Source organism: Pseudoxanthomonas sp. SE1 (assembly GCF_029542205.1).
Taxonomy (GTDB): Bacteria; Pseudomonadota; Gammaproteobacteria; order Xanthomonadales; family Xanthomonadaceae; genus Pseudoxanthomonas_A.
Map to the genome: position 1 here is coordinate 820,420 of NZ_CP113783.1, position 21,088 is coordinate 841,507.

Sequence of the window (21,088 nt, forward strand, 5' to 3'; positions counted from 1 at the left end):
TCGGGGGAATACGACAGCACCCGGGCCTCGCGGCACGGGGTTTCGAGGCGGACAACGTCAGGGAAACAGACAGCGCGGCATGCGACAGGGGAGACGCATGGCCGGGTCGCACGGAGCAGCGGAAGCGGGGAGGAGAGAGGCGCGGACATCCGACGTCAGCACCGGGGTGTACCGACGTTGGCGCAAGGAACACGACGCGGGTACGTCGCGGAAAAGACGTGCAAGCGGATCTGCGAAGCAAGATGTCGCGTCGAAACAGGATTCCCGCATTCCCCATCCCCTCATCCCGAGATGATGCAAAACAACTCCGTGCGATCGAACACTACATCCGCGTTGTGCAATTTGCGAGAGATTTGCTACGTTCGGCGGAACGCGACGAAACCGCTGAAAACAAGGCGTTAACGCCATGTGTAGGCGATGTGCACAACGTGTTCCCGTCGCGTGAAGAGTGTCGTGGCAGGTAAACAGGGGTACCTGCACGATCCGCTTGAAATGGAAACCGCAAGTCGTTGAGTAAGCACGTAGTAAACGGGTTACCCAGTTCGTTCTTCCTTGCAGACATGGAGCAGGTCAAGTGAATTCATATTCCTCATTCAACCGTTCGCGTCGTCGTCCTCTCGTCGCTGCGCTCGCCGCAATCGTCACATTCGGAGCCTTCGCCGGCGCGGCATCCGCGGGCGATGTCAGTACCGCCGGTCTCCGCGACGGCGAAACCTACGACCGGTTCATCGTGAAGTACCGCGATGGCAGCAGCGCACGTACCAGCAGTGCGACGCTGCAGCGCTCACTGGTGGGTGCGGTATCGCGTGCCGCGCTGGGTCCTGCGAACGGCAAGGCGGTAAGCGCCGCGAAGTTGCGCCGCCTGGGCATCGGTGCGGAACTGGTGCAGACCTCGCGCAGGCTGGACCGCGTCGAAGCCGAGAGCCTGCTGCGCCAACTGGCGACCGACCCGGACGTCGAGTTCGTCGAAGTGGATGCGCGCCGCTATGCGCGCCTCGTTCCCAATGACACCTACTACAACCAGTATCAGTGGCACTTCAAGGATCCGGTCGGCGGCATCAACCTGCCGGCTGCCTGGGACAACGCGACCGGTGCGGGCGTCGTGGTCGCGGTGCTGGACACCGGCATCACCGCGCACAGCGACCTCGATGCGAACATCCTGCCGGGCTACGACTTCATCAGTGACACCTTCGTGTCGCGCGATGGCGATCTCCGCGATGCGAATCCGCTCGACGAAGGAGACTGGAATCCGGTGGCGGGCGAATGCTATGCCGGCTCGCCGGTGCAGGACAGCAGCTGGCACGGTACCCATGTGGCGGGAACGGTCGCGGAAGTGACCAACAACGCCAAGGGCATGGCGGGCGGCGCGTTCGATGCGAAGGTGGTGCCGGCGCGCGTGCTGGGCCGCTGCGGCGGCTACACCTCGGACATTTCCGATGCGGTGATCTGGGCGTCCGGCGGCACCGTCGCCGGGGTGCCGGCCAACGCCAATCCCGCGGAAGTGATCAACCTGAGCCTGGGCGGATCGGGTGCCTGCAGCACCGTCGAACAGAATGCGTTCAACCTGGCCATCGCGAACGGCAGCACGGTCGTCGTGGCGGCCGGCAACGATGCCGGCAACGTGAGCGGGTACTCGCCAGGCAACTGCGCCGGCGTCATCACCGTGGCCGCGACGCGCATTACCGGCGGCATCGCTTCGTATTCCAACTACGGTACGCGCATCGACATCTCGGCACCGGGCGGCGGCGGTGGCGTGGACGGCAATCCGGGCGGCTACGTCTGGTCCACCGGCAACGCTGGTGCGACGGTGCCCACCACCGAGACCTACTTCGGCCTGGGCGGCACGTCCATGTCCGCGCCGCACGTGGCGGCGGTCGTCGCGCTGATGCAGAGCGTCGCCGATACGCCGCTGACGCCTGCGCAGGTACTGGCCACGCTGAAGTCGACGGCGCGTCCGTTCCCGGTCGCGCCACCTGCCAATCGGCCGATCGGTGCGGGCATCGTCAATGCGGCGGCTGCGGTACAGGCCGTCATCAATGGCGGCGAGCCTCCTACGGCGACCTTGCTGACCAACAACGTGGCCGTCGGCGGCAACACGGGCGCGAAGGACGCCGTCATCCAGTACGCCCTCGTCGTGCCTGCCGGTGCCACCAGTCTGTCGTTCATCAGCTATGGGGGCAGTGGCAATGCCGATGTCTACGTGAAGTTCGGCAGCGCGGCCACGGCGACCAACTACGATCTGCGGTCGGCACGCCCCGGCAACAATGAGGTGATCAACATCGCCGCGCCGCAGGCGGGCACGTATTACGTGTCGCTGGTGGGCAAGACGAAGTTCGCCAACGTCAGCCTGAGGGGCAGCTTCACCGCGCCGTGACGGCACGCGCGGATGCGATGCGACGGCCCCGGCATGCCGGGGCCGTTTCATGTCGCAGTCGCGCATCCCTGCATGACGTTGCCCGGCGGAATGCGGTAACTTTGCGCATTCCCCGACCAGCGTCCCGCATGCCGCTTTTCCGCTACAAGGCACTTGATGCACACGGCGAGATGCTGGAAGGCCAGATGGAGGCTGCCAGCGACGCCGAGGTGGTGGCGCGCCTGCAGGAACAGGGCCATCTGCCGGTCGAGGCCGCGCTGGCCGTTGCCGGAGGTGGACGCAGCTGGGGCCAGTTGTGGCGGCCGAACGCGTTTGCGGGCGGTCGGCTGGTGCAGTTCACCCAGCAACTGGCGACGTTGCTGGGCGCAGGCCAGCCGCTGGATCGTGCGCTGGGCATCCTGCTGGACCTGCCCGAGGACGACAAGGCACGGCGGGTCATCAGTGATGTTCGCGATGCCGTGCGGGGCGGTGCGCCGCTGTCCACGGCACTGGACCGTCAGCATGGCCTCTTTTCCCGCCTGTACATCAACATGGTGCGCGCGGGCGAAGCAGGTGGCAGCCTGCACGATACGCTGCAGCGGCTGGGCGATTACCTCGAGCGCAGCCGCGCGCTGAAGGGGCGCGTGGTCAACGCGCTGGTGTATCCGGCCATCCTGCTGGTGGTGGTCGGCCTGGCGCTGTTGTTCCTGCTGGGTTACGTGGTCCCGCAGTTCGCGGTGATGTACGAGAGCCTGGATGTCGCGCTGCCGTGGTTCACGCGCGGCGTGCTGTGGTTGGGCAGCTTCGTGCGTGATTTCTGGTTCGTGCTGGTCGCGTTGCCATTGCTGGCGGTGCTCTGGTTCGACCGTCGCCGCCGCGATCCCGTATTCCGTGGCCGGCTGGACGCGTGGCTGCTGGACCGGCCGCTGGCGGGGCCGTTGCTGGCCCGGCTGGAAACCGCGCGCCTGGCACGCACGCTGGGCACGTTGCTGAAGAACGGGGTGCCACTGCTGACGGCGCTGGGCATCGCCCGCAACGTGCTGGGCAACCGGGCGCTGGCGGCCGATGTCGATGCCGCCGCCGAGGATGTGAAGAACGGTCACGGCCTGTCCGCGTCGCTGGCCAAGGGCAAGCGCTTTCCGCGGCTGGCCCTGCAGATGATCCAGGTGGGCGAGGAGTCCGGTGCCCTGGACAGCATGCTGCTGAAGACGGCCGAAACCTTCGAGCAGGAAACCGCTCAGGTGCTGGACCGTATGCTGGCCGCCCTGGTGCCTGCCATCACGCTGGTCCTGGCCGGTGTCGTGGGCATCGTCATCGTCGCCGTGCTGGTCCCGCTGTACGATCTGACCGGCGCCATCAATTGAGAACACTGGAGAGTCCGCCACCATGTCCCGCATGCGCCCCATGAACGCGTTCCATTCCCCCAGGTCGCAGCAGGGCTTCAGCCTGCTGGAAATCATCATCGTGCTGGTGCTGATCGGCGGCATCCTGGTGCTGGTGGGCAGCCGCGTGATGGGCGGCGCCGACAGCGGCAAGGTGAAGCTGGCGCAGTCGCAGCTGCAGACGCTGTCCGGCAAGGTCGAGACCTTCCAACTGGATACCGGCCATTACCCCACGCAGCTGTCGGACCTGGTGACACAGCCGGGCAACGCGGCCGGCTGGCTCGGCCCGTACGCGAAGGAAAGCGAACTGCAGGATCCGTGGAAGAATCCCATTGAATATCGCATCCCCGGCGAAACACAGCGCTTCGACCTGATCAGTCTCGGCGCCGATGGCAAGGCGGGCGGTGACAGTGTCAATGCGGACATCAAGAACGAATAAGCACCTGCGCCCGCGACTGTGGCATTCCGCCGCGCCACTTCACCGGTGACCGCCACCAGGCCCGCGGGCTCCCGGCGCATGGATGGCTTCACCCTGCTGGAAACATTGCTCGTCATGACCTTGATGGCGGCCGCCACCCTGCTGGCGGCGATGATGTTCACCGGCGGCATGGAGGGCATGCGCCTGCGCTCGGAATCCAAGGAGATCGCGGCGCAGCTGCGCTACACGCGTGCACGCGCGATCGCCACGGGACAACCGCAGCGTTTTCTGGTGGATCCGCGCGCGCACCGATGGGAGGCCGCCGGTGATCGCCATGGCGACATCGATGCTTCGTTGTCGGTGCGCTTCACCGGCGCACGGCAGGCGCAGGCGCGCGCGGGCGAAGGCGCGATCCTGTTCTTTCCGGACGGCGGCTCGACCGGGGGACGCGTCACCCTTGTGGCTGGACAGGCGGCGTGGAGTGCCGACGTGGCATGGCTGACCGGTGAAGTGCGCCTGGTGCGCGATGCGGTCGCTGCGCGATGAGCATTCCCGCGCGACGGCAGCAACGCGGCTTCACCCTGCTCGAAGTCATCGTGGCGTTCGCGCTGCTGGCGCTGGCGTTGACGTTGCTGCTGGGCGCGCTCTCGGGCGCGAGCCGACAGGTGCGTATGTCGGCCGACAGCAGCCGCGCCACGCTGCATGCGCAGTCGTTGCTCGCCCAGCTGGGCACCGGCGAAGTCCTGCAGCCCGGTCGCCAGGACGGCAGCTTCGACGGCGACCGCTACCGCTGGCAACTCGAAGTGTCGCCATTCGCCGACCCCCTGGCGGCGCGTGCGCAGCGCGACGCGGGGGCACCGCAATTGCTGGATGTGCGCCTGCTGGTGCGCTGGGGCGATGCGCGCGACCAGTCCTTGCAGTGGCGGACGTTGCGGCTGGCGCCGCGCGACATCAACCAGGTCACGCCGCCATGAGATCGGCGCATCAGCGCGGCTTCACCCTGATCGAAGTGCTGGTAGCGCTGGTGTTGCTGGCCGCCGGGCTGGCGCTGGCCTTCGCCACCCTGCGGTCGTCCACCGCGGTCGTCACGCGCGGCGAGGACATGGCGCAGGCAAGCGAGCGCATGCGCGCCGTGCACGGTTACCTGCGCGCACGCCTGGCGTCGGCGCAACCCATCGTGTTCGCGACCGATCGCGGCACCCTTCGCGAAGCACGCTTCATCGGCACGCCGCAACGCATGCGTTTCGTGGCCGACCTGCCGGACTACCTGGGTTACGGCGGCCCCTATCTGCATGACGTGTCGGTCGATGACGCCGGGCGTTTGCAGGTCCTGTTCGCCGTCGCGCAACCGGATGCCTCGCTGGAGGATGTCGATCTGCGGGTACGCGGACTGCGCGCCGAGCGCCTGGCTGACGGTCTGCGCGCGGTGCGTTTCCGTTATCGCGGACTGGATGCCGACAACCGGCTGGGCCCATGGCAGGACCGCTGGGAAACCTCGGAAATGCTGCCCCTGCAGGTGAAAATCGAAATGGACGCCGTGCGCGGCGGGCGCTGGCCCGACCTGGTGGTCACGCTGGTGCGCAGCGAGGGCGGCGCGGGTGGCGGGCTGCTTCCCGGTGGCGGAAGTCCGGTACTGCCATGAGATACCAGCACGGCGCCGCGTTGTTGATCGTGTTGTGGCTGGTGGCGTTGCTCACCGCGCTGGTGGGGGCGTTCGCACTGACGGCACGGATGGAAGCGTTGCAGGGAAAGGTGGGCAGTCGCGGCACGGTGGCGCAGGAGATCGCGCGCTCCGGCATGGAATACGCGCTGGTGCGCGTGGCGGACCGCAACCCGGAGACGCACTGGCAACCCAATGGCCGCGCGTATGGCTGGAGGTTCGATGGCCATGATGTGCAGGTGCGCATCATCGATGAGACGGGCAAGGTGGACCTCAACCAGGCCGACATGTCGCTGCTGTCGCGCCTGATGCAGGCGCTCGGGCAACCGGCCGATGCGAGCGACGTGATCGCCGCGGCGATCGTGGACTGGCGTGATGCCGACAACCTCAGCCAGCCCGTCGGTGGCGCGGAGGACGGCGACTATGCAGCGGCGGGGCGCGACTACGGCGCCAAGGACGCGCCGTTCGAAACCCTCGCGGAAGTCGAACAGGTCCTGGGCATGACACCCGAGTTGTACGCACAGTTGGCGCCGTTCCTCACCCTGTATTCGGGGCGCGGCCAGCCCGATGCGACCTACGCGCAGGGGCCGGTGCTGGTCGCGATGGGGGTGGATGCGACGGCATGGCTGGCGCAGCGCAACGCGACCGGTGTCACGGGAAGCAACCAACTCGTCGGTGCCGGCAGCGGCACGTATAGTATCGAGAGCCGTGCGCGGCTGGCCGATGGCCGCGAGGCGTCGTTATGGACAGTGGTGCGCGCGGGAGCCAGCCCGGTACCGGGTTCGGCTTATACCTTGTTGCGCTGGGAGGAGGGAGCGGCACCACAATGAGCGGCGTACGCGACACCTTGCAGCAGTTCCGGGCGCGACTGGGTCCCGGGCCCCGCAGTTTCCTGGCGTGGTGGGGACAGGCGCTGGCGACCTGGTTGCCGGCGCGCTGGCGCGTGCTGCTCGGCCTGACCCGCGACCGGCTGTTCTTCCAGCACCAGGGTGACGAACTCGAGATGACATGGGGGGAGGGCACGCAACGCCATGTGTTGGCGCGCCTGCCTGCCACGACCACGCCCGACGACCTGCGCGCGCTGCTCGGCAGCCGGCTTGCGAACCTGCCGCGCTGGTGGTTGGCGCCGCCGGGCATGGTGCTGCGGCGACGCCTGCTGCTGCCGGCGGCGGCAGCGGATCGCCTGCGCGATGTGCTGCGGTTCGAACTCGACCGGCAGACGCCTTTCACCGCGAACGAGGCCTGCTTCGATGCGCGCGTGCTGGGCGTCCGCGAGGATGGCCAACTCGATGTCGAACTGGCGGCGGTGCCAAAAGCCGCATTCGCCATGGGCCTGGGCCGACTGGGTGCGTTGGCGGACGGACTGGCGGGGGCCGACGTTGAAGATGCCGGCGGCGCGCCGCTGGGCGTGAACTTGCTGCCCGAGGAGGCGCGCGTGGCCCGCCAGGCACCGCAGCGCGGGTTGCACCTGACGCTGGCAGCGGTCGCGGTGATCGCACTGGTGTTCGGTGCCTGGGCGGTGCTCGACAATCGGCGCGCGGCCGCAGACGTCTTCGCCGCACAGGTGGAAAGCCGTGCCGACGAAGCGCGCCAGGTGGCGTCGCGACGGCAGCAACTCGTCGATCTCGTCGCCGGTACGGCCACGTTGAACCGGACCAGCGCACAACGCCCCACCGCGCTGGAAGTGATGGACGATGTGACCCGGCGCCTGCCTGACAACACCTATCTGGAGAAGCTGGCGATCGAGGGTGATCGGCTGACGCTGATCGGCTTCAGCCCGGAGGCATCCGGGTTGGTCGCGCGCCTGCAGGAATCGCCGCTGTGGCGCAATCCCGCCTTGAGCGGCGCGCTGCAGCCCGACCCGCGCACGCGCATGGACCGCTTCACCCTCACCGCCGAATTGCTGGGCAAGCAGGATCCCGCCAGCGCGGGCACGCAGGGAGGCGCCGATGCCGCTGGCCGTGACTGAGCGTGACCGCTGGCTGGCCCTGGCGCTGCTGCTGGTGGCGCTGCTGCTCGGCTATCTGGTGCTGGTCCATCCCTGGTGGACGGTGCCGATGCAGGACGTGAACGCTCGCGTGGCAGAACTGCGCGACCGCGAACTGCGCATCCGCACCCAGCTCCAGCAGGCACCGCAGGTGCAGCGCGAACTGGCCGCGGCGCTGGCGCAACAGGCGCAGCGCCCGGGCTTCCTGCCCGAAGCGACGGTTGAACTTGCTACCGCCGGGCTGGTGCAGCGGCTGGAAACCGTCGTCAGGCAGGCCAGTCCGGGCAACCGCAGTTGCGCCATCGCCAACCAGTCGCCGCTGGCGATCGCCGGCCGCGAGGTCTATCCGCGCGTGGTGGTGCAGGTACGCCTGCGCTGTGGTGCGCCGGAACTGGCGTCGGTGCTGCACCAGATCGAGTCCGGCAGCCCGCGGTTGTTCGTCGAGAATCTCAACATCCTCGCGCAGCGGTATGCATTCCAGGCCAGCGAAAGCGGTGCAGGCGGGCTGGACGTGAACTTCGACCTGTACGGTTATCTCAAGCCCGCGCCCGCCGCCGTGCAGGAGCCGCCCCGTGCGCCTTGAGACCTGGACCGCGCGCACCTGGATCCTTGCCGTGACGGCGGGATGGGCGGTGCTGGTCGCGCTGCTGGCGCTGTTCGGCCTGGGTGGCCGCATCACGCCGTTGCCTGCCGATCCGGCCCTCGTGCAGGCATTGCCACGCCTGCCTCCTGGCCCACCGGAACGCCTGGGTGCGTTGACCCGGTACGCGGAGGTCGGCGAACGGCCGCTGTTCTCTGAAGATCGTCGGCCCAAACCGTTCTTCCTGTCCGGCGAGGAAGCCGCTGCGCCGGCCTTCGACCTGGTGTTGAGCAGCGTGCTGATCACGCCAGCGCTGGAACTGGCCATCGTCCAGCCTGCGCAGGGCGGCGAGGGCTTGCGGGTGAAGGTGGGCGAATCCCCTGCAGGCTTCCCGGGTTGGCGGTTGAGCGAACTGGCACCGCGCCGGGCCGTGTTCGATGGCCCTGAAGGTCGGCGTGAGCTGGAACTGCGCGTCTTCGACGGCGCGGGTGGCCAGCCGCCCACGCCCATCGTGGGCGGATCGCCGCCGGTGGCCGTCCCGCCGGCCGGTGTGCCCATGCCCGCGCCCATGCCGGGCAGCCGCACGACCGGCGGCAACAATGCCCCTGCCGTCATGCCGACCGTGCCGTCGCCGGCTGCACAGGGGCCGGCGCCGGTGCCTGCACCCTCGCCGCCACGCGCCAACGACGCGGCGGCCGCACCGGCAACGACCACCGACCAGCAGATGGAAGCCATCCGCCAGCGCATCGAGCAGCGCCGCGCGCAGCTGCGCCAGCAGCAGGCGCAACCCACCACGCCGCCGGCAACGCCCGGCAAGACACAGTAGAGTGCCGGCATGACGCCACGTGTGATCCTGTTTTCCCTTTGCCTCGGCCTGTTGGCCGGCTGTGCCAGTGCGCCGGTGCCGGATGTGCGCCGCACGTCGCCCACGCCGCCCGGCGAGGTCGTGCCCGGCAGTGCGCAGACCGCGCCATTGAAGGATGCCGAGGCGCCGGTCGGGGGTCCGCAGGCGCAGATCCGCCGCGGCAGCGGCCAGATGATCAACCGCAGTGCGGCGGCCGCCCCGATGCCGTCGCTCGGCAGCGCAAGCAGCGGATCGGCCACCTTCAATTTCGAAGGCGAATCCGTGCACGCCGTGGTCAAGGCGATCCTGGGCGACATGCTGGGGCAGAACTACGTGATCGCGCCTGGCGTGCAGGGCACCGTCACGCTGGGCACGCCCAAGCCGGTATCGCCTGCCGAGGCGTTGAACCTGCTGGAAATGGTGCTGGGCTGGAACAACGCCCGGCTGGTCTACAGCGGTGGCCGCTACAACATCGTGCCCGCCGACCAGGCGTTGGCCGGCAGCGTGGCGCCCGGCACCGGCAGTCCCGCCAATGCGCGTGGTTTCGAGGTGCGCGTGGTGCCGCTGCGTTTCATCTCCGCGAGCGAGATGAAAAAGGTCCTGGAGCCCTACGCGCGGCCCAACGCCATCGTCAACACGGACGCCACCCGCAACGTCATCACGCTCGCCGGCACCCGCTCCGAGCTGGAGAACTACCTCCGCACCGTCGAGATCTTCGACGTGGACTGGCTGTCTGGCATGTCGGTGGGCGTGTTCCCGCTGCAGTCCGGCCGCGCCACGCGCGTGGTGGCCGACCTGGAGAAGGTGTTCGGCAACGACAGCAAGACGCCCAGTGCGGGCATGTTCCGCTTCATGCCGCTGGAAGGCGCGAACGCGGTGCTTGTGATTACCCCGCAGCCGGCCTATCTCGACCAGATCCAGCAGTGGCTGGAACGCATCGACGGTGCGGGCGAAGGCAGCCGGTTGTTCTCTTACGAACTGAAATACGTCAAGGCGCGCGAACTCGCGCAGCGACTGGCGGAGGTGTTCGGCGCGTCGGGTGGCGGTAGCGGTGGCGATGACCGTTCCACCGGCGGGCCAGGCAATGTGTCGCTGATGCCGGGCACGGATCCTGTACAGATCAACGACGGCGGCATGAACGGTACCGGCGGCTCGGTCGATTTCGGCGGCTCGGGCAGCAGCGGTTCCGGCGGCGGACTGGGTGGCGGGTCGCTCTCGCTCAATCAGCGCGACAACGGCAACGGCGCGGTCACGCTGGACGTGGATGGCAGTCGCGTGGGCGTGGCCGCAGTGGAAGAAACCAACACCTTGCTGGTGCGTTCGAGCGCCAGCGCCTGGCAATCGATCCGCGAGGTGGTCGAGAAGCTCGACGTGATGCCGTTGCAGGTCCACATCGAAGCGCAGATCGCGGAAGTGTCGCTGACCGGCGACCTGAGCTACGGCGTGAACTGGTACCTGGAACGCGCGATGACCGACAACGGCCTGGGGCCCTTCGCTTCGCCGGCCGCAGGTGGCCCCAGCAAGTGGAGCACCCTCGCCGGCAGCATCGGCGGCGTCAGCGGCGCGGGGGCCGTGTGGACGCTGGTCAAGAACGACGCGGCCGCCGTCATCACCGCGCTGGACGAAGTGTCCGACGTGCGCCTGCTGCAGACGCCCTCCATCTTCGTGCGCAACAACGCCGAAGCGACACTCAATGTCGGCAGCCGCATCCCGATATCGTCCGTCACCGTCAATCCGGGACTGGGCACGGACAACACCTACAGCCAGGTGCAGTACCTGGATACGGGCGTGATCCTCAAGGTGCGCCCGCGCGTGACCCGGGACGGCATGGTGTTCCTCGATATCGTGCAGGAAGTCAGCTCGCCCGGCAGCGAGCCGGATGCCAACGGCAACGTGCGGATCAATACGCGCCGCTTCAAGACCGAGGGCGCCGTGCAGGCCGGCAACACGGTGATGCTGGCCGGTCTGATCAGCGACACGGCGACCCAGGGATCGTCCGGCATTCCGGGCCTGAGCCGTCTTCCGATCATCGGGGGGCTGTTCGGCAGGAAGACCACGGGCACCGAGCGCAGCGAAGTCATCGTGCTGCTGACGCCGACCATCGTCAGCAATCCGCAGGAAGCCAACGACCTGACCGACGAGTACGGGAAGCGCTTCCGCGCGTTGGAACCCTTGAACACCCCGCGCGACAAGTGACACCATCCGCCGCATCGTCCCTGCCCATCGTCCTGTTGCCCATCGGCACCGACGACGATGCGCTCGACGCCTGCCTGGGTGCACTGGAGGCCGGGACACCGGCCGGCACACGCCTGTGGCTGGCCGACGACGCGCAGGCGGGCCCGCGCGGGCTGGCCATCATCGAGGGCTGGCTGACGCGTACGCGACTGCAGGCCGACTACACGCGGCGACCGCGCATGCTGGGCGAAGTCGCGCATGTGGACCAGATGCTGGCAGCCTGTGGCGACGCCGACGTGGTGGTGCTGGCACCGGATGCGCAGCCGTTGCCGGGCTGGCTGCAGCAACTGGCCGCCTGTTTCGCCCGCGACGCCGCCATCGCCACCGCCACGCCCTGGTGCAATGCGGGCGAAGCCGCTGCCTGGCCGCGGCTCGGCGAAGTGAGCCCGCCGCCCGCGGACTTCGAACGCACGGCGCATGCGTGCGCGGCGATGGCGCCGCTGCACCCGGAGCTGCCCGCGGCCGTCGCGCACGCGGTGGCGTTGCGCGGCAGCGCCCGCAAGCGCGTCGGTGGCCTGGATGCCGCGAGCTACGGCTCGTGGTACGCCGCGCTGGTCGACCTGTCGCTGCGCCTGGCCGGACTGGGGTGGCGCAACGCCCTGTGCGAGACCGCCTTCGTCGCACGCGGAGGCGAGGGCGGGCCTGCCGATGGCGACATGGACGCATTGAACGCACGCTGGCCCGCCTTCACGCCGCGGCTGGCGACGTTCCTGATGGAGGATCCGCTGCACGAGCCGCGCGAACGGTTGGGTGCGCTGTACGCCGACGCGGGATCACCGGAGCGCCAGCGTGACCTCTTCGGCTGAGAACGCCGGCATTGCCGTGGTGGTGGTCACGCATGAGAGCGCCACCAGCATCGACGATTGCCTGATGCGGCTGCGCACGGCGCACGGCGTGGACGAGATCCGCGTGGTGGACAATGCCTCCACCGATGACACGATGGAGATTGTGCAGCGCCACGCGCTGCATGATGCGCGCCTGCGCTTCATCGCCAATCCCGACAATCCCGGCTTCGCAGTCGGCTGCAACCAGGGCGCACGCGATACGCATGCCCCCTGGCTGGCGTTCGTGAATCCCGACCTGATGGTCGAGGCCGACACGCTGTCGCGCTTGCGCGCGCATGCCTGCCATGCGATGGGCGAGGTGTTGCTGGGCGTGGACCTGGTGGACGAACGTGGCGCGCGCGATGCGGCGGCGCGTCGTCGCGATCCTCTGTTCGCCGCGATGCTGCGCTCGCCGGGCGCGGCGTCCAGGCTGGCGGTGCCGGTCGATGAAGGGCAGGTGCTGCAGCCGGTGGACATCGTGTCGGGCGCGTTGATGCTGATGCCGCGCGCGCTGTTCGACAGGATTGACGGGTTCGACGAAGGCTATCGCCTGCACGCCGAGGACATGGACCTCTGCCGTCGCTCACGTGCGGCAGGGGCGAAGGTCGCCGTCGCCAACGACATCCGCGTACTGCATATCCGTGGCGTATCGAGCCGTGCGCGGCCGATGTTCGTGGAGTGGCACAAGCACCGCGGCCTGTGGCGCTACTTCCGCAAGTTCGAAGCCGCACGATGCGGGGCGGTCACCCGCGCGGGTGTGTTTGGTGCCATCTGGCTGCACTTCGGCGCTGTAGCGGCGCGCATCCTGCTGCGGCGGCGGTGACGTAGCTGCCGTCTTTCAAGCGTCGATGCGATGACCCGCGTCGCGCAGTGCCGACACCGCCTCGTCCAGCTGCGGCGCCTGCACCAGCACGTAATCCGTATCGTAGGTCGACAGCGCGAAGATCCCGACGCCCGCCGCCGCCAGCGGATCCAGCACCGCCTCCAGGATGCCGGTCAGGGCGAAATCGAAGGGCCCCTGCAGCTTGAACATGCGCCAGCCGCGCTGGCAGCGCACGTCCTCGGGAACATGCGCTTCCTCGCAGACCAGCGACAGTTCTTCATCGGTCCAGCCGGCATGTCGCATGCCGGTGTTGGGCCACCACGCGGGCAGTGCGGAATCCGCAGGCAGTTGCGCGACCGCGTAGCGACCCGGCAGCAGGGCCAGCGCCAACGATGTCATCCTGCGCGTCCGTTCCACCAGAACAACGCGTTGACCGCCAGCACCACCACCACGGTATAGATCAGCGACAGCGGGCCGCCGACACGCCACAGCTGGCGCGAGGTGTAGTTGGCCGGGCCGACGATCATCGAGATCACGGGATTGGATGCCGTCATCAGGTTGTTGGACGCGGACAGCGCCACGATCAGCGCGAATGCGGTCGGGTTGCCGCCAGCCGCAAGCGCGAGATTGATCGCCATGGGCACCATCACGATGGTCGCGCCGACATGGCTGATGACCAGCGAGAAGGCCGTGGTCAGCAACGCGACCGCGATCTCCAGCGCCCACACGGGAATGCCTTCGGGCAAGCGTTCCACTGTATGCCCGGCCACCCAGGCCGCCGCGCCACTGCTGTCCATCGCCCAGCCGAGCGGAATCAGGCCGGCCATCAGGAACACGGTCTTCCAGTTGATCGCACCGTAGGCCTCGTCCATGCGCAGCACGCCGGTCAGCAACATGCCGGCCACGCCGGTCATCAGCGTCAGCGCCACCGGCAGCTTGGACGTCAGCGCGATGATGATGGTGATGGCGAAGATGGTCATCGCGATCTTGAACTTGTGCGGCCGCTGCTCGCCTTTCGGGTAGTCGGTCACCACCACGAAGTCGCGGCTTTCCGCCGCCTGGCCCAGGTCCTGCCAGATGCTGTGGAACACCAGCATGTCGCCGGCGCGCAGCTTCTCCTCGCGCACGTTGTCGCGGATGACCTTCTTGTCGCGGTTGATGGCCAGCAGGCTGATGCCGTTCTGCTTGCGCAGGCGCAGCTCGCGCGCGGTCTTGCCGATGAACTTGGATGTCGGCGGCACCACGGCCTCGGAGATGCCGGCGCGGCTCGGGTTGAACAGGTCGCCGAAATGGCGCAGGCGCGAGGACATGCGCAGGAACTGGTTCTGGGCGAAATCGCCCACCTCCTGCCGCGTGCCCATCACGCCCAGCACGCTGCCCACCCAGATGCGCATGTCGGCCGGCGGCGCGAGCCGCGTGTCATTGCCGGTCTGCAGGGCCAGCATCAGCGGCGCATCGTGCAGCGCTTCGGCTTCGCCCAGCGACATGCCCACCAGCGGGCTTTCCGCGGTGACCACCAGTTCGAACACGTCGCCTTCGATGCCGTAGGTATTGGCGAAGTAGCTCTCGGTGCGTGCCGGGGTGACGGCACCGTCAGCGTCAGGGGTTTCGTCCTTCAGCTTGCGGTCGCCATGGAAGCGGAAGTACAGCAGTGAGGCGGCGACCAGTGCCAGTCCGATCGGCAACGGCGCGAACATGCGCAGCGGCTCCAGCGTGGCCATGCCGGAGGGCAGGTTGTTGTTGGCGGAGACCAACAGGTCGTTGAGCAGGATCAGCGGCGAGTTGCCGACCATGGTGAACGCGCCGCCCATGACGATGGCGGCGGCGATCGGCAGCAGCAGCCGCTGCAGCGACAACCCGGTGCGCGACGACAGCCGGGAGGCGACCGGCATGAACAGCGCCATCACCGATGGGTTCTGCATGAAGGAGGAGTTGAGGCTGGCGATGGCGGTGGTCATCAGCAGCAGCCGCTGCTCGATGCCGTGTCCACGCCGCAGCAGCCACGAGGCCAGGCGGTTCAGTGCGCCCGTGCGGTCCAGTCCCGCACCGAGAATCATGGTGGCGATGATGCTCATCACCGCGTTGCCGGAGAAGCCACCGAAGATCTCCTCCGGCGCGATCAGGCCGGTGATGCCCAAGACCACCAGCACCACCAGCGCCACCAGGTCGGCGCGGATGCGCTCGAACAGGAACATCGCCATCGTGAAGCCGACCAGCCCGAGGACGAGCTTCATGTCGTTGGTCAGCGTCAGCGCGTTTTCCATGTCGCGGTCGGTTTCCTGGTGCGTGCTGCGGTCTTACTCGCGGTCGTACAGAAGATCCCACACCCCGTGCCCGAGCTTCTGGCCGCGGGTCTCGAAATGCGTCTGCGGCCGCCAGTCGGGGCGCGGCACGCTGCCACGCGGGCCGGTGCGGTTGGCCAGCCCGGGGGTCGCGTCCAGCACATCCCACATGTGCTCGGCGTAGGCTTCCCAGTCGGTGGCGCAGTGAAGGCGGCCGCCGACGCGCAGCTTGCGCGCGACCAGAGCGGCGAACTCCGGCTGCACCAGGCGGCGCTTGTTGTGGCGCTTCTTGTGCCACGGATCGGGGAAGTAGATGCGGACTTCGTCCAGCGAGCCATCCGCGACCTCGTGCTGCAGGACTTCCACCGCGTCGTGGTGGTAGATGCGCACGTGATCGCTGCCGTCCTCGGCCAATGCGTTGAGCAGGCGGCCGACGCCCGGCGCATGCACTTCCAGGCCGAGGTAGTCGCGTTCCTTGTCGTGGGCGGCCGCGAAGCGCAACGCCTCGCCATTGCCGAAGCCGATTTCCAGCACGCGCGGCGCCGTGCGGCCGAACACCGCGTCGTAGTCGCGTGGTTCGCCCGTGTAGTCCAGCCCGAAGCGCGGCCATTGCGTGTCGAACGCGCGTTGCTGGGCTTCGGTGAAGCGGCCCTGGCGCAACACGAAGCTGCGGATTTCGCGCCGCCCTTCGCTGATCGTGAACGGCTTGGGGGGTGTCTTGGCGCCCGGGCTGGAAAACGGGTCCGTCATCAGCCGATCAGTCCGTCGATCGGGCTCGAAGCCGAGGCATTGCGCTTGCGCGGGATGCGGCCGGCCAGGAAGGCCTCGCGGCCGGCTTCCACGGCCTTCCTCATCGCGCTGGCCATCAGCACGGGATGCTTCGCACCGGCGATGGCGGTGTTCATCAGCACACCATCGCAGCCGAGCTCCATGGCGATGGCGGCGTCGGACGCGGTGCCGACGCCGGCATCGACCAGCACGGGCACCTTGGCGTTCTCGATGATTTCCAGCAGGTTGTACTTGTTCTGGACACCCAGGCCGGAACCGATCGGGGCGGCCAGCGGCATCACCGCGACGCAGCCGATCTCTTCCAGGCGACGGGCCAGGATGGGGTCGTCGCTGGTGTAGACCATCACGTCGAAGCCATCGGCGACCAGCTTCTCGGCGGCGGCGAGGGTCTGCACGACATCCGGGTAAAGGGTCTTCTGGTCGCCCAGCACTTCCAGCTTCACCAGCGTGTGGCCATCGAGCAGTTCGCGCGCCAGCCGGCAGGTGCGCACGGCGTCGTCGGCGGTGTAGCAGCCGGCGGTGTTGGGCAGAATGGTGTAGCGGTCCGGCGGCAGCACGTCGAGCAGGTTGGGCTCGTTGGGCGACTGGCCCAGGTTGGTACGGCGGATGGCCACGGTGACGATTTCGGCGCCCGCGGCCTCGGTGGCCAGGCGGGTTTCCTCGAAATCCTTGAACTTGCCGGTGCCGGTCAGCAGGCGGGAACGGTAGGTCTTGCCCGCGATCACGAGCGGGTCATGGGGGGCGGTGTTGGACATGCGGCGATTATCGCCCATGTCGCGCCGGTGCGTCCCGTCGATCGGGATCGATACGTGGTTTCAGCCGCCGCCCAGTGCGTGCACGATCTCGACACGGTCACCCGCCTGCAGCATGTGCTGTGCGTGCTGCCCGCGCGGGATGATCTCGCCATTGACCTCGATGGCCACGCGGCGCTCGGCCAGGCCTTGCCGGTGGAGGAGGGTGGCGACGGTGCTCTGGTCCGGCAGCGCCAGGGGCTGCCCGTTCAACTGGATATCCATGCCGCCATTGTCGCCGATGGCCCGCGTGCTTGCCGCATTGCAGCGTGTGCGCCGACGGGCTTGGTGGAAGGATGCGCGCCATGCGCAGCCGTACGGCTGCGCCGGCGCGCAGCCCATCATCCATTGCCCCGGGAGATTCCATGAAGCGTTCCATCTCGCCCGTCCGTTCGTTGCTGGCCCTCGCGCTGGCCGCGGCGGCGACCCCCGCCCTTGCGCAGGACGGCCCCTATTCGCAGACCATCTTCTTCGGCGACAGCCTGACCGACGCAGGCTACTTCCGGCCGCTGCTGCCGGCTTCGGTGCGGCCGGTGACCGGCCAGTTCACCACCAATCCCGGCTTTGTCTGGTCGCAGTACCTGGCGGAGTACTACGGCACCAGCGCCTACGCCAACGGCAACGGCCAGGTGGGTACCAACTACGCGGCCGGCGGTGCGCGCGTGGGCACGAACACGACCGGTGCGCTGGGGCCGATCCCCTCGCTGGCCAGCCAGGTGAACACCTACCTCGCCTCCACCGGCGGACGCGCCGACCCCGATGCGCTGTATACGGTGTGGGGCGGGGCCAACGACCTGTTCGCGATCACCAATGGCGGCGCGGACCCTGCTACGACGATAGGTTCTGCGGTAACTGCGCAGGTGGGCATCATCGCCACGCTGCAGAACGCGGGCGCCCGCTACATCCTGGTGCCCACGGTGCCCGACCTCGGCGTCACGCCGGGCTTCCGCGCACAGGGCCCGGCGGCCATGGCGGGCGGCACCCAACTGGCGACGACGTACAACAATGCGTTGTACGGCGCCATCAGCACGGCTGGCCTGCGCGTGATTCCGCTGAACACGTTCACGTTGTTGCAGGAGATCGTGGCCAGCCCGGCCGCGTACGGTTTCGCCAATGTCACCGGCACTGCCTGCCAGCCGCAGATCACCGCGAACTCGCTGACCTGCAACCCCACCTCGTACGTCACCCCGAATGCACCCGACACCTACGCGTTCGCGGATGGCGTGCATCCGACCTCGCGCGCTCACGGCATCCTGTCGCAGTACGCGGTCTCGATGCTGGAGGGGCCGCGCCAGATCGCGCTGCTGCCGTATACCGCGTCCGTGCATGGCCGCGCGCGCGCGGACCGCGTGGCCTCGCACGTGGCCGGCAAGCCCGAAGGCGATGGCATGCGCTGGTGGGGTGACCTGCGCGGCGACTTCCTGCGTTACGGAGACGGCGACGTGTACGACGGCGTCGGCCCGACCGGTACGTTCGGGGTGGACTGGTCGCGTGGCTCCTGGGTCTATGGCGGCTTCGCGGGCTATGGTCGTGCGCAGTACGACTTCGGCCGCCGTGGCGGCAGTTTCGACGAGTCCGACGCCACCCTGGGCGGTTTCGTCGGCTGGTATGGCGATCATCTCTGGGCGAACGCACAGATCAGCTACAGCTGGATCTCCTACGACGTGGACCGCGAAGTGCAGCTGGGTGACATGACCCGTCGCCATTCCGGCTCGCCGGACGGCACCAACCTGAGCGTCGGCGCCAGCGTGGGTTACGAGTTCGGCGAGGGCGCGTTCCGCCATGGTCCGGTAGCCAGCGTGCTTTCGCAGACCATCGAGATGGATGGGTACAGCGAGAGCAACCTCAGTTCCAGCGCGCTGGCCTACCCGGACCAGGATTTCGATTCGCTGATCGGCAGCGCAGGCTGGCAGGTCAGCTACGCCATCCATGATCACCTGGCGCCGTATGCCCGGCTGACGGTGGATCGCGAATTCGAGGATCCGGCGGAGGAAGTCTTCGCTCAGGTCCTGTCGCTGCCGGGCACGACGCCCTATGCGGTGCCGGGCCTGGATACCGATGACAGCTACGGAACCCTGCTGCTGGGCGCACGCACGCGGTTGTTCGGGTTCGACGCCAACCTGGGCGTCAATACGACGGTCAACCAGGGGGGTGGCACCAACACCACGGCGTTCATGACCCTGAGCGGCAACTTCTGATGCACGACCCGCAATGCGGCGCCGGGCGCCGGCGCCGCATTGCCTTGCCGCGTCCTGCGGCATAGACTCGCCGCATCGTGCGGGTGTAGTTCAATGGTAGAACTGCAGCTTCCCAAGCTGCTAGCGTGGGTTCGATTCCCATCACCCGCTCCATCTCCGCATTTCCTTTCCCACGTCCTGTCATCGCCCGGTATCCGGTGCGTGGCAAGCTGTGCCCGGCCCCCGTGATCGCCCACCCATGAAGCTCGCCATCCTGTCGCGCAACGGCAAGCTGTACTCGACACGACGTCTCGTCGAAGCCGCGCGCCAGCGTGGCCATACGGCGCGGGTGCTGGATCCGTTGCGGTGCTACATGCGCATCGCATCCACCGGCTTCCAGTTGCATTACAAGGGCAGGTCGCTGGCCGACTACGATGCCGTCATTCCGCGCATCGGCGCCTCCATCACGCGCTATGGCACGGCCGTGTTGCGGCAGTTCGAGCTCATGGGGACGTACAGCCCCAACCCGTCGGATGCCATCCTGCGCGCACGCGACAAGCTGCGCGCGCACCAGTTGCTGGCGGCGCAGGGGATCGATCTGCCGGTGACCGTATTCGGCGACAACCCGGACGACACCCACGACCTGCTTTCGATGCTGGGCCCGCCCCCCCATGTCATCAAGTTGAACGAAGGCGCACAGGGAGCCGGTGTGATGCTGACGGAGAAGCCGTCCGCGTCCCGCAGCGTCGTCGAGGCCTTGCGCGGCCTGTACGCCAGCTTCGTGGTGCAGGAATTCATCGCGGAGGCCGAGGGTGCCGACCTGCGCTGCTTCGTGGTCGGTGACCAAGTGGTCGCGTCGATGCGCCGGCAGGCCCCGGAGGGGGACTTCCGGTCCAACCTGCATCGGGGTGGCACAGCCCAGAACGCGGTGGCCACGGAAGAGGAATGCGCCGTCGCCATCCGGGCGGCGCGCGTCCTGGGACTGGGCGTGGCGGGCGTGGACCTGATCCGCGCCGCGCGTGGCCCGCTGGTCCTGGAGGTCAACTCGACCCCGGGGCTGGAAGGCATCGAAGCGGTCTGCGGTGTGGACGTCGCCGGACGGATCGTCGAACACCTGGCTGCCCACTCTGAATAGGGCGGCAGGACACGATCTGCGACAGGACATTGAATTTCACGTGGAATTAACGCGCCCTTTAACGGTGGTTTAATCGAAACCCGCGTAGCCTTGTCCGGACCGCAGCTCTGCGTTCCTCCCGGTGTTTGCATCTGGAAAGCACAGGTTTACGGTAATCGGGGCATCAGTTTGGCCCAAGCGGGCTTCCACCCGCTTGGGCCTTTGTTTTTCTCGATCAGCCCTTCCGATACTTGCTGGCATGGGTCCCGTTGGCTAAATTCGGTAATCCCCATCACGTAAGGAAGCAGCATGCGTCGCCCTCCCTTCATGGCATTGATGCTGCTGCTGTTTGCAGCGACCGCCCACGGTGCTCCCCGCGACAAGTCGGCCAAACCGCAAGCACTGGACCTCGACAAGCCGCTGCCCGAGCAGGTGGAGCTGATCCAGAAACAGCTGGATGATGGCGAAACCTATGCCGAGATCGCGGCCGCCGACCGTGCCAAGGTCAAGGAATCCCTCGCCAGGTTCGCCTCGATCATCAATGAGAGCGGCGGGTCCTTGAACCCCGAGCAGAAGACCCAGCTCGCCAACGAACGGAACGAAATCAACCAGATCCTGTCCCAGGCCGCCGCCGACAGCCGTCTCATCTGCCGCCGTGAGGCGCAGATCGGTTCGCTGCGTACGACGACCCAGTGCAAGACCGTGGCAGAGCGTCGTCGCGATGCCCAGGAGGCGCAGGAAGTGATGCGCCGCAATCCCTCGGGTACCTACAACAAGGGCAGTTGAAGCGCCTGATAGTCGGGTGGTCGCTTGAATGGTCCTGTTCGAG

At 67.8% G+C, this 21,088-nt stretch carries 21 protein-coding genes and 1 tRNA gene; 17 read left to right on the forward strand and 5 right to left on the reverse strand.

Translation table 11 applies throughout. From position 1 onward, the window contains the following. Window positions 1-574: 574 nt before the first annotated feature. The 13 genes from OY559_RS03695 (at window position 575) to OY559_RS03755 (ending at window position 13,106) form a co-directional block, all read left to right on the forward strand. On the forward strand, window positions 575-2,374 hold the full coding sequence (locus tag OY559_RS03695) for a S8 family peptidase (protein ID WP_277728764.1): 1,800 nt from the start codon (window positions 575-577) through the stop codon (window positions 2,372-2,374). 128 nt (window positions 2,375-2,502) lie between these two features. Further along, on the forward strand, window positions 2,503-3,717 hold the full coding sequence (locus OY559_RS03700; protein ID WP_277728765.1) for a type II secretion system protein XpsF: 1,215 nt from the start codon (window positions 2,503-2,505) through the stop codon (window positions 3,715-3,717). 31 nt (window positions 3,718-3,748) lie between these two features. Beyond that, entirely contained in the window at window positions 3,749-4,174 is a 426-nt protein-coding gene (gspG, locus tag OY559_RS03705) for a type II secretion system major pseudopilin GspG (protein WP_277729907.1), read from the forward strand. A gap of 78 nt (window positions 4,175-4,252) precedes the next feature. Then, window positions 4,253-4,699, forward strand: a complete 447-nt coding sequence (locus OY559_RS03710; RefSeq protein WP_277729908.1) for a type II secretion system protein XpsH — start codon at window positions 4,253-4,255, stop codon at window positions 4,697-4,699. After that, window positions 4,696-5,127 carry a type II secretion system protein XpsI gene (locus OY559_RS03715; protein WP_277728766.1) on the forward strand — a complete coding sequence of 144 codons (432 nt, stop codon included), beginning with the start codon at window positions 4,696-4,698 and terminating at the stop codon, window positions 5,125-5,127. Before OY559_RS03710 ends, OY559_RS03715 begins: the two co-directional genes overlap by 4 nt. Further along, window positions 5,124-5,795 carry a prepilin-type N-terminal cleavage/methylation domain-containing protein gene (locus OY559_RS03720; RefSeq protein ID WP_277728767.1) on the forward strand — a complete coding sequence of 224 codons (672 nt, stop codon included), beginning with the start codon at window positions 5,124-5,126 and terminating at the stop codon, window positions 5,793-5,795. The genes OY559_RS03715 and OY559_RS03720 overlap by 4 nt, the downstream gene beginning before the upstream one ends. Beyond that, the gene (locus OY559_RS03725) at window positions 5,792-6,643 is read left to right on the forward strand and encodes a type II secretion system minor pseudopilin (RefSeq protein ID WP_277728768.1); all 852 of its coding nucleotides are present in this window, start codon (window positions 5,792-5,794) and stop codon (window positions 6,641-6,643) included. Before OY559_RS03720 ends, OY559_RS03725 begins: the two co-directional genes overlap by 4 nt. Next, entirely contained in the window at window positions 6,640-7,782 is a 1,143-nt protein-coding gene (locus tag OY559_RS03730) for a PilN domain-containing protein (protein ID WP_277728769.1), read from the forward strand. Before OY559_RS03725 ends, OY559_RS03730 begins: the two co-directional genes overlap by 4 nt. After that, window positions 7,775-8,383 (forward strand): type II secretion system protein GspM, encoded by a 609-nt coding sequence (gene gspM / locus OY559_RS03735; protein ID WP_277728770.1) that lies wholly within the window; start codon window positions 7,775-7,777, stop codon window positions 8,381-8,383. The genes OY559_RS03730 and gspM overlap by 8 nt, the downstream gene beginning before the upstream one ends. After that, a complete protein-coding gene (locus OY559_RS03740; RefSeq protein WP_277728771.1) occupies window positions 8,373-9,206 on the forward strand; it encodes a type II secretion system protein, XpsN-like in 834 nt (277 codons plus the stop codon). The genes gspM and OY559_RS03740 overlap by 11 nt, the downstream gene beginning before the upstream one ends. 9 nt (window positions 9,207-9,215) lie before the next feature. Beyond that, complete coding sequence (gene gspD, locus OY559_RS03745; protein ID WP_277728772.1) at window positions 9,216-11,420, forward strand: type II secretion system secretin GspD; 2,205 nt, start codon at window positions 9,216-9,218, stop codon at window positions 11,418-11,420. Then, window positions 11,417-12,265 carry a glycosyltransferase family 2 protein gene (locus tag OY559_RS03750; RefSeq protein ID WP_277728773.1) on the forward strand — a complete coding sequence of 283 codons (849 nt, stop codon included), beginning with the start codon at window positions 11,417-11,419 and terminating at the stop codon, window positions 12,263-12,265. Before gspD ends, OY559_RS03750 begins: the two co-directional genes overlap by 4 nt. Next, window positions 12,249-13,106: a glycosyltransferase family 2 protein gene (locus OY559_RS03755; RefSeq protein ID WP_277728774.1), complete on the forward strand. Its 858-nt coding sequence runs from the start codon at window positions 12,249-12,251 to the stop codon at window positions 13,104-13,106. The genes OY559_RS03750 and OY559_RS03755 overlap by 17 nt, the downstream gene beginning before the upstream one ends. Window positions 13,107-13,121: 15 nt before the next feature. On the opposite strand, the gene OY559_RS03760 is transcribed toward OY559_RS03755, so the two are convergent. The 5 genes from OY559_RS03760 to thiS are packed head-to-tail and all read right to left on the reverse strand — an operon-like array spanning window position 13,122 to window position 17,193. Further along, window positions 13,122-13,505: an ACT domain-containing protein gene (locus OY559_RS03760; protein ID WP_277728775.1), complete on the reverse strand. Its 384-nt coding sequence runs from the start codon at window positions 13,503-13,505 to the stop codon at window positions 13,122-13,124. Further along, window positions 13,502-15,370, reverse strand: coding sequence for an SLC13 family permease (locus tag OY559_RS03765; RefSeq protein ID WP_277728776.1), 1,869 nt, complete (start codon window positions 15,368-15,370; stop codon window positions 13,502-13,504). Before OY559_RS03765 ends, OY559_RS03760 begins: the two co-directional genes overlap by 4 nt. A 33-nt stretch (window positions 15,371-15,403) precedes the next feature. Beyond that, complete coding sequence (trmB, locus tag OY559_RS03770) at window positions 15,404-16,138, reverse strand: tRNA (guanosine(46)-N7)-methyltransferase TrmB (protein ID WP_277728777.1); 735 nt, start codon at window positions 16,136-16,138, stop codon at window positions 15,404-15,406. After that, window positions 16,138-16,932 (reverse strand): thiazole synthase, encoded by a 795-nt coding sequence (locus OY559_RS03775; protein WP_277728778.1) that lies wholly within the window; start codon window positions 16,930-16,932, stop codon window positions 16,138-16,140. Before OY559_RS03775 ends, trmB begins: the two co-directional genes overlap by 1 nt. Window positions 16,933-16,992: 60 nt before the next feature. Then, entirely contained in the window at window positions 16,993-17,193 is a 201-nt protein-coding gene (gene thiS, locus OY559_RS03780) for a sulfur carrier protein ThiS (RefSeq protein WP_277728779.1), read from the reverse strand. Window positions 17,194-17,366: 173 nt separating this feature from the next. Here thiS and OY559_RS03785 point away from each other — a divergent pair, with 173 nt between their 5' ends. The 4 genes from OY559_RS03785 (at window position 17,367) to OY559_RS03800 (ending at window position 21,045) form a co-directional block, all read left to right on the forward strand. Further along, window positions 17,367-19,166 carry an autotransporter domain-containing protein gene (locus tag OY559_RS03785; protein WP_277729909.1) on the forward strand — a complete coding sequence of 600 codons (1,800 nt, stop codon included), beginning with the start codon at window positions 17,367-17,369 and terminating at the stop codon, window positions 19,164-19,166. Between the two features lie 79 nt (window positions 19,167-19,245). After that, window positions 19,246-19,319 (forward strand) — tRNA-Gly (locus tag OY559_RS03790). 85 nt (window positions 19,320-19,404) lie between these two features. Continuing rightward, entirely contained in the window at window positions 19,405-20,280 is an 876-nt protein-coding gene (gene rimK / locus OY559_RS03795) for a 30S ribosomal protein S6--L-glutamate ligase (RefSeq protein ID WP_277728780.1), read from the forward strand. A gap of 306 nt (window positions 20,281-20,586) precedes the next feature. Next, the gene (locus OY559_RS03800) at window positions 20,587-21,045 is read left to right on the forward strand and encodes a hypothetical protein (protein ID WP_277728781.1); all 459 of its coding nucleotides are present in this window, start codon (window positions 20,587-20,589) and stop codon (window positions 21,043-21,045) included. Window positions 21,046-21,088: the final 43 nt, after the last annotated feature.

Excerpts from the sequence above, each read along its gene's own strand:
- OY559_RS03700 (WP_277728765.1), top strand. The coding sequence starts at position 2,503 with ATGCCGCTTTTCCGCTACAAGGCACTTGATGCACACGGCGAGATGCTG.
- gspG (WP_277729907.1), top strand. The coding sequence starts at position 3,749 with ATGCGCCCCATGAACGCGTTCCATTCCCCCAGGTCGCAGCAGGGCTTC.
- OY559_RS03710 (WP_277729908.1), top strand. The coding sequence starts at position 4,253 with ATGGATGGCTTCACCCTGCTGGAAACATTGCTCGTCATGACCTTGATG.
- OY559_RS03715 (WP_277728766.1), top strand. The coding sequence starts at position 4,696 with ATGAGCATTCCCGCGCGACGGCAGCAACGCGGCTTCACCCTGCTCGAA.
- OY559_RS03720 (WP_277728767.1), top strand. The coding sequence starts at position 5,124 with ATGAGATCGGCGCATCAGCGCGGCTTCACCCTGATCGAAGTGCTGGTA.
- OY559_RS03725 (WP_277728768.1), top strand. The coding sequence starts at position 5,792 with ATGAGATACCAGCACGGCGCCGCGTTGTTGATCGTGTTGTGGCTGGTG.
- OY559_RS03730 (WP_277728769.1), top strand. The coding sequence starts at position 6,640 with ATGAGCGGCGTACGCGACACCTTGCAGCAGTTCCGGGCGCGACTGGGT.
- gspD (WP_277728772.1), top strand. The coding sequence starts at position 9,216 with ATGACGCCACGTGTGATCCTGTTTTCCCTTTGCCTCGGCCTGTTGGCC.
- OY559_RS03760 (WP_277728775.1), bottom strand. The coding sequence starts at position 13,505 with ATGACATCGTTGGCGCTGGCCCTGCTGCCGGGTCGCTACGCGGTCGCG.
- OY559_RS03765 (WP_277728776.1), bottom strand. The coding sequence starts at position 15,370 with ATGGAAAACGCGCTGACGCTGACCAACGACATGAAGCTCGTCCTCGGG.
- trmB (WP_277728777.1), bottom strand. The coding sequence starts at position 16,138 with ATGACGGACCCGTTTTCCAGCCCGGGCGCCAAGACACCCCCCAAGCCG.
- OY559_RS03775 (WP_277728778.1), bottom strand. The coding sequence starts at position 16,932 with ATGTCCAACACCGCCCCCCATGACCCGCTCGTGATCGCGGGCAAGACC.
- thiS (WP_277728779.1), bottom strand. The coding sequence starts at position 17,193 with ATGGATATCCAGTTGAACGGGCAGCCCCTGGCGCTGCCGGACCAGAGC.
- rimK (WP_277728780.1), top strand. The coding sequence starts at position 19,405 with ATGAAGCTCGCCATCCTGTCGCGCAACGGCAAGCTGTACTCGACACGA.
- OY559_RS03800 (WP_277728781.1), top strand. The coding sequence starts at position 20,587 with ATGGCATTGATGCTGCTGCTGTTTGCAGCGACCGCCCACGGTGCTCCC.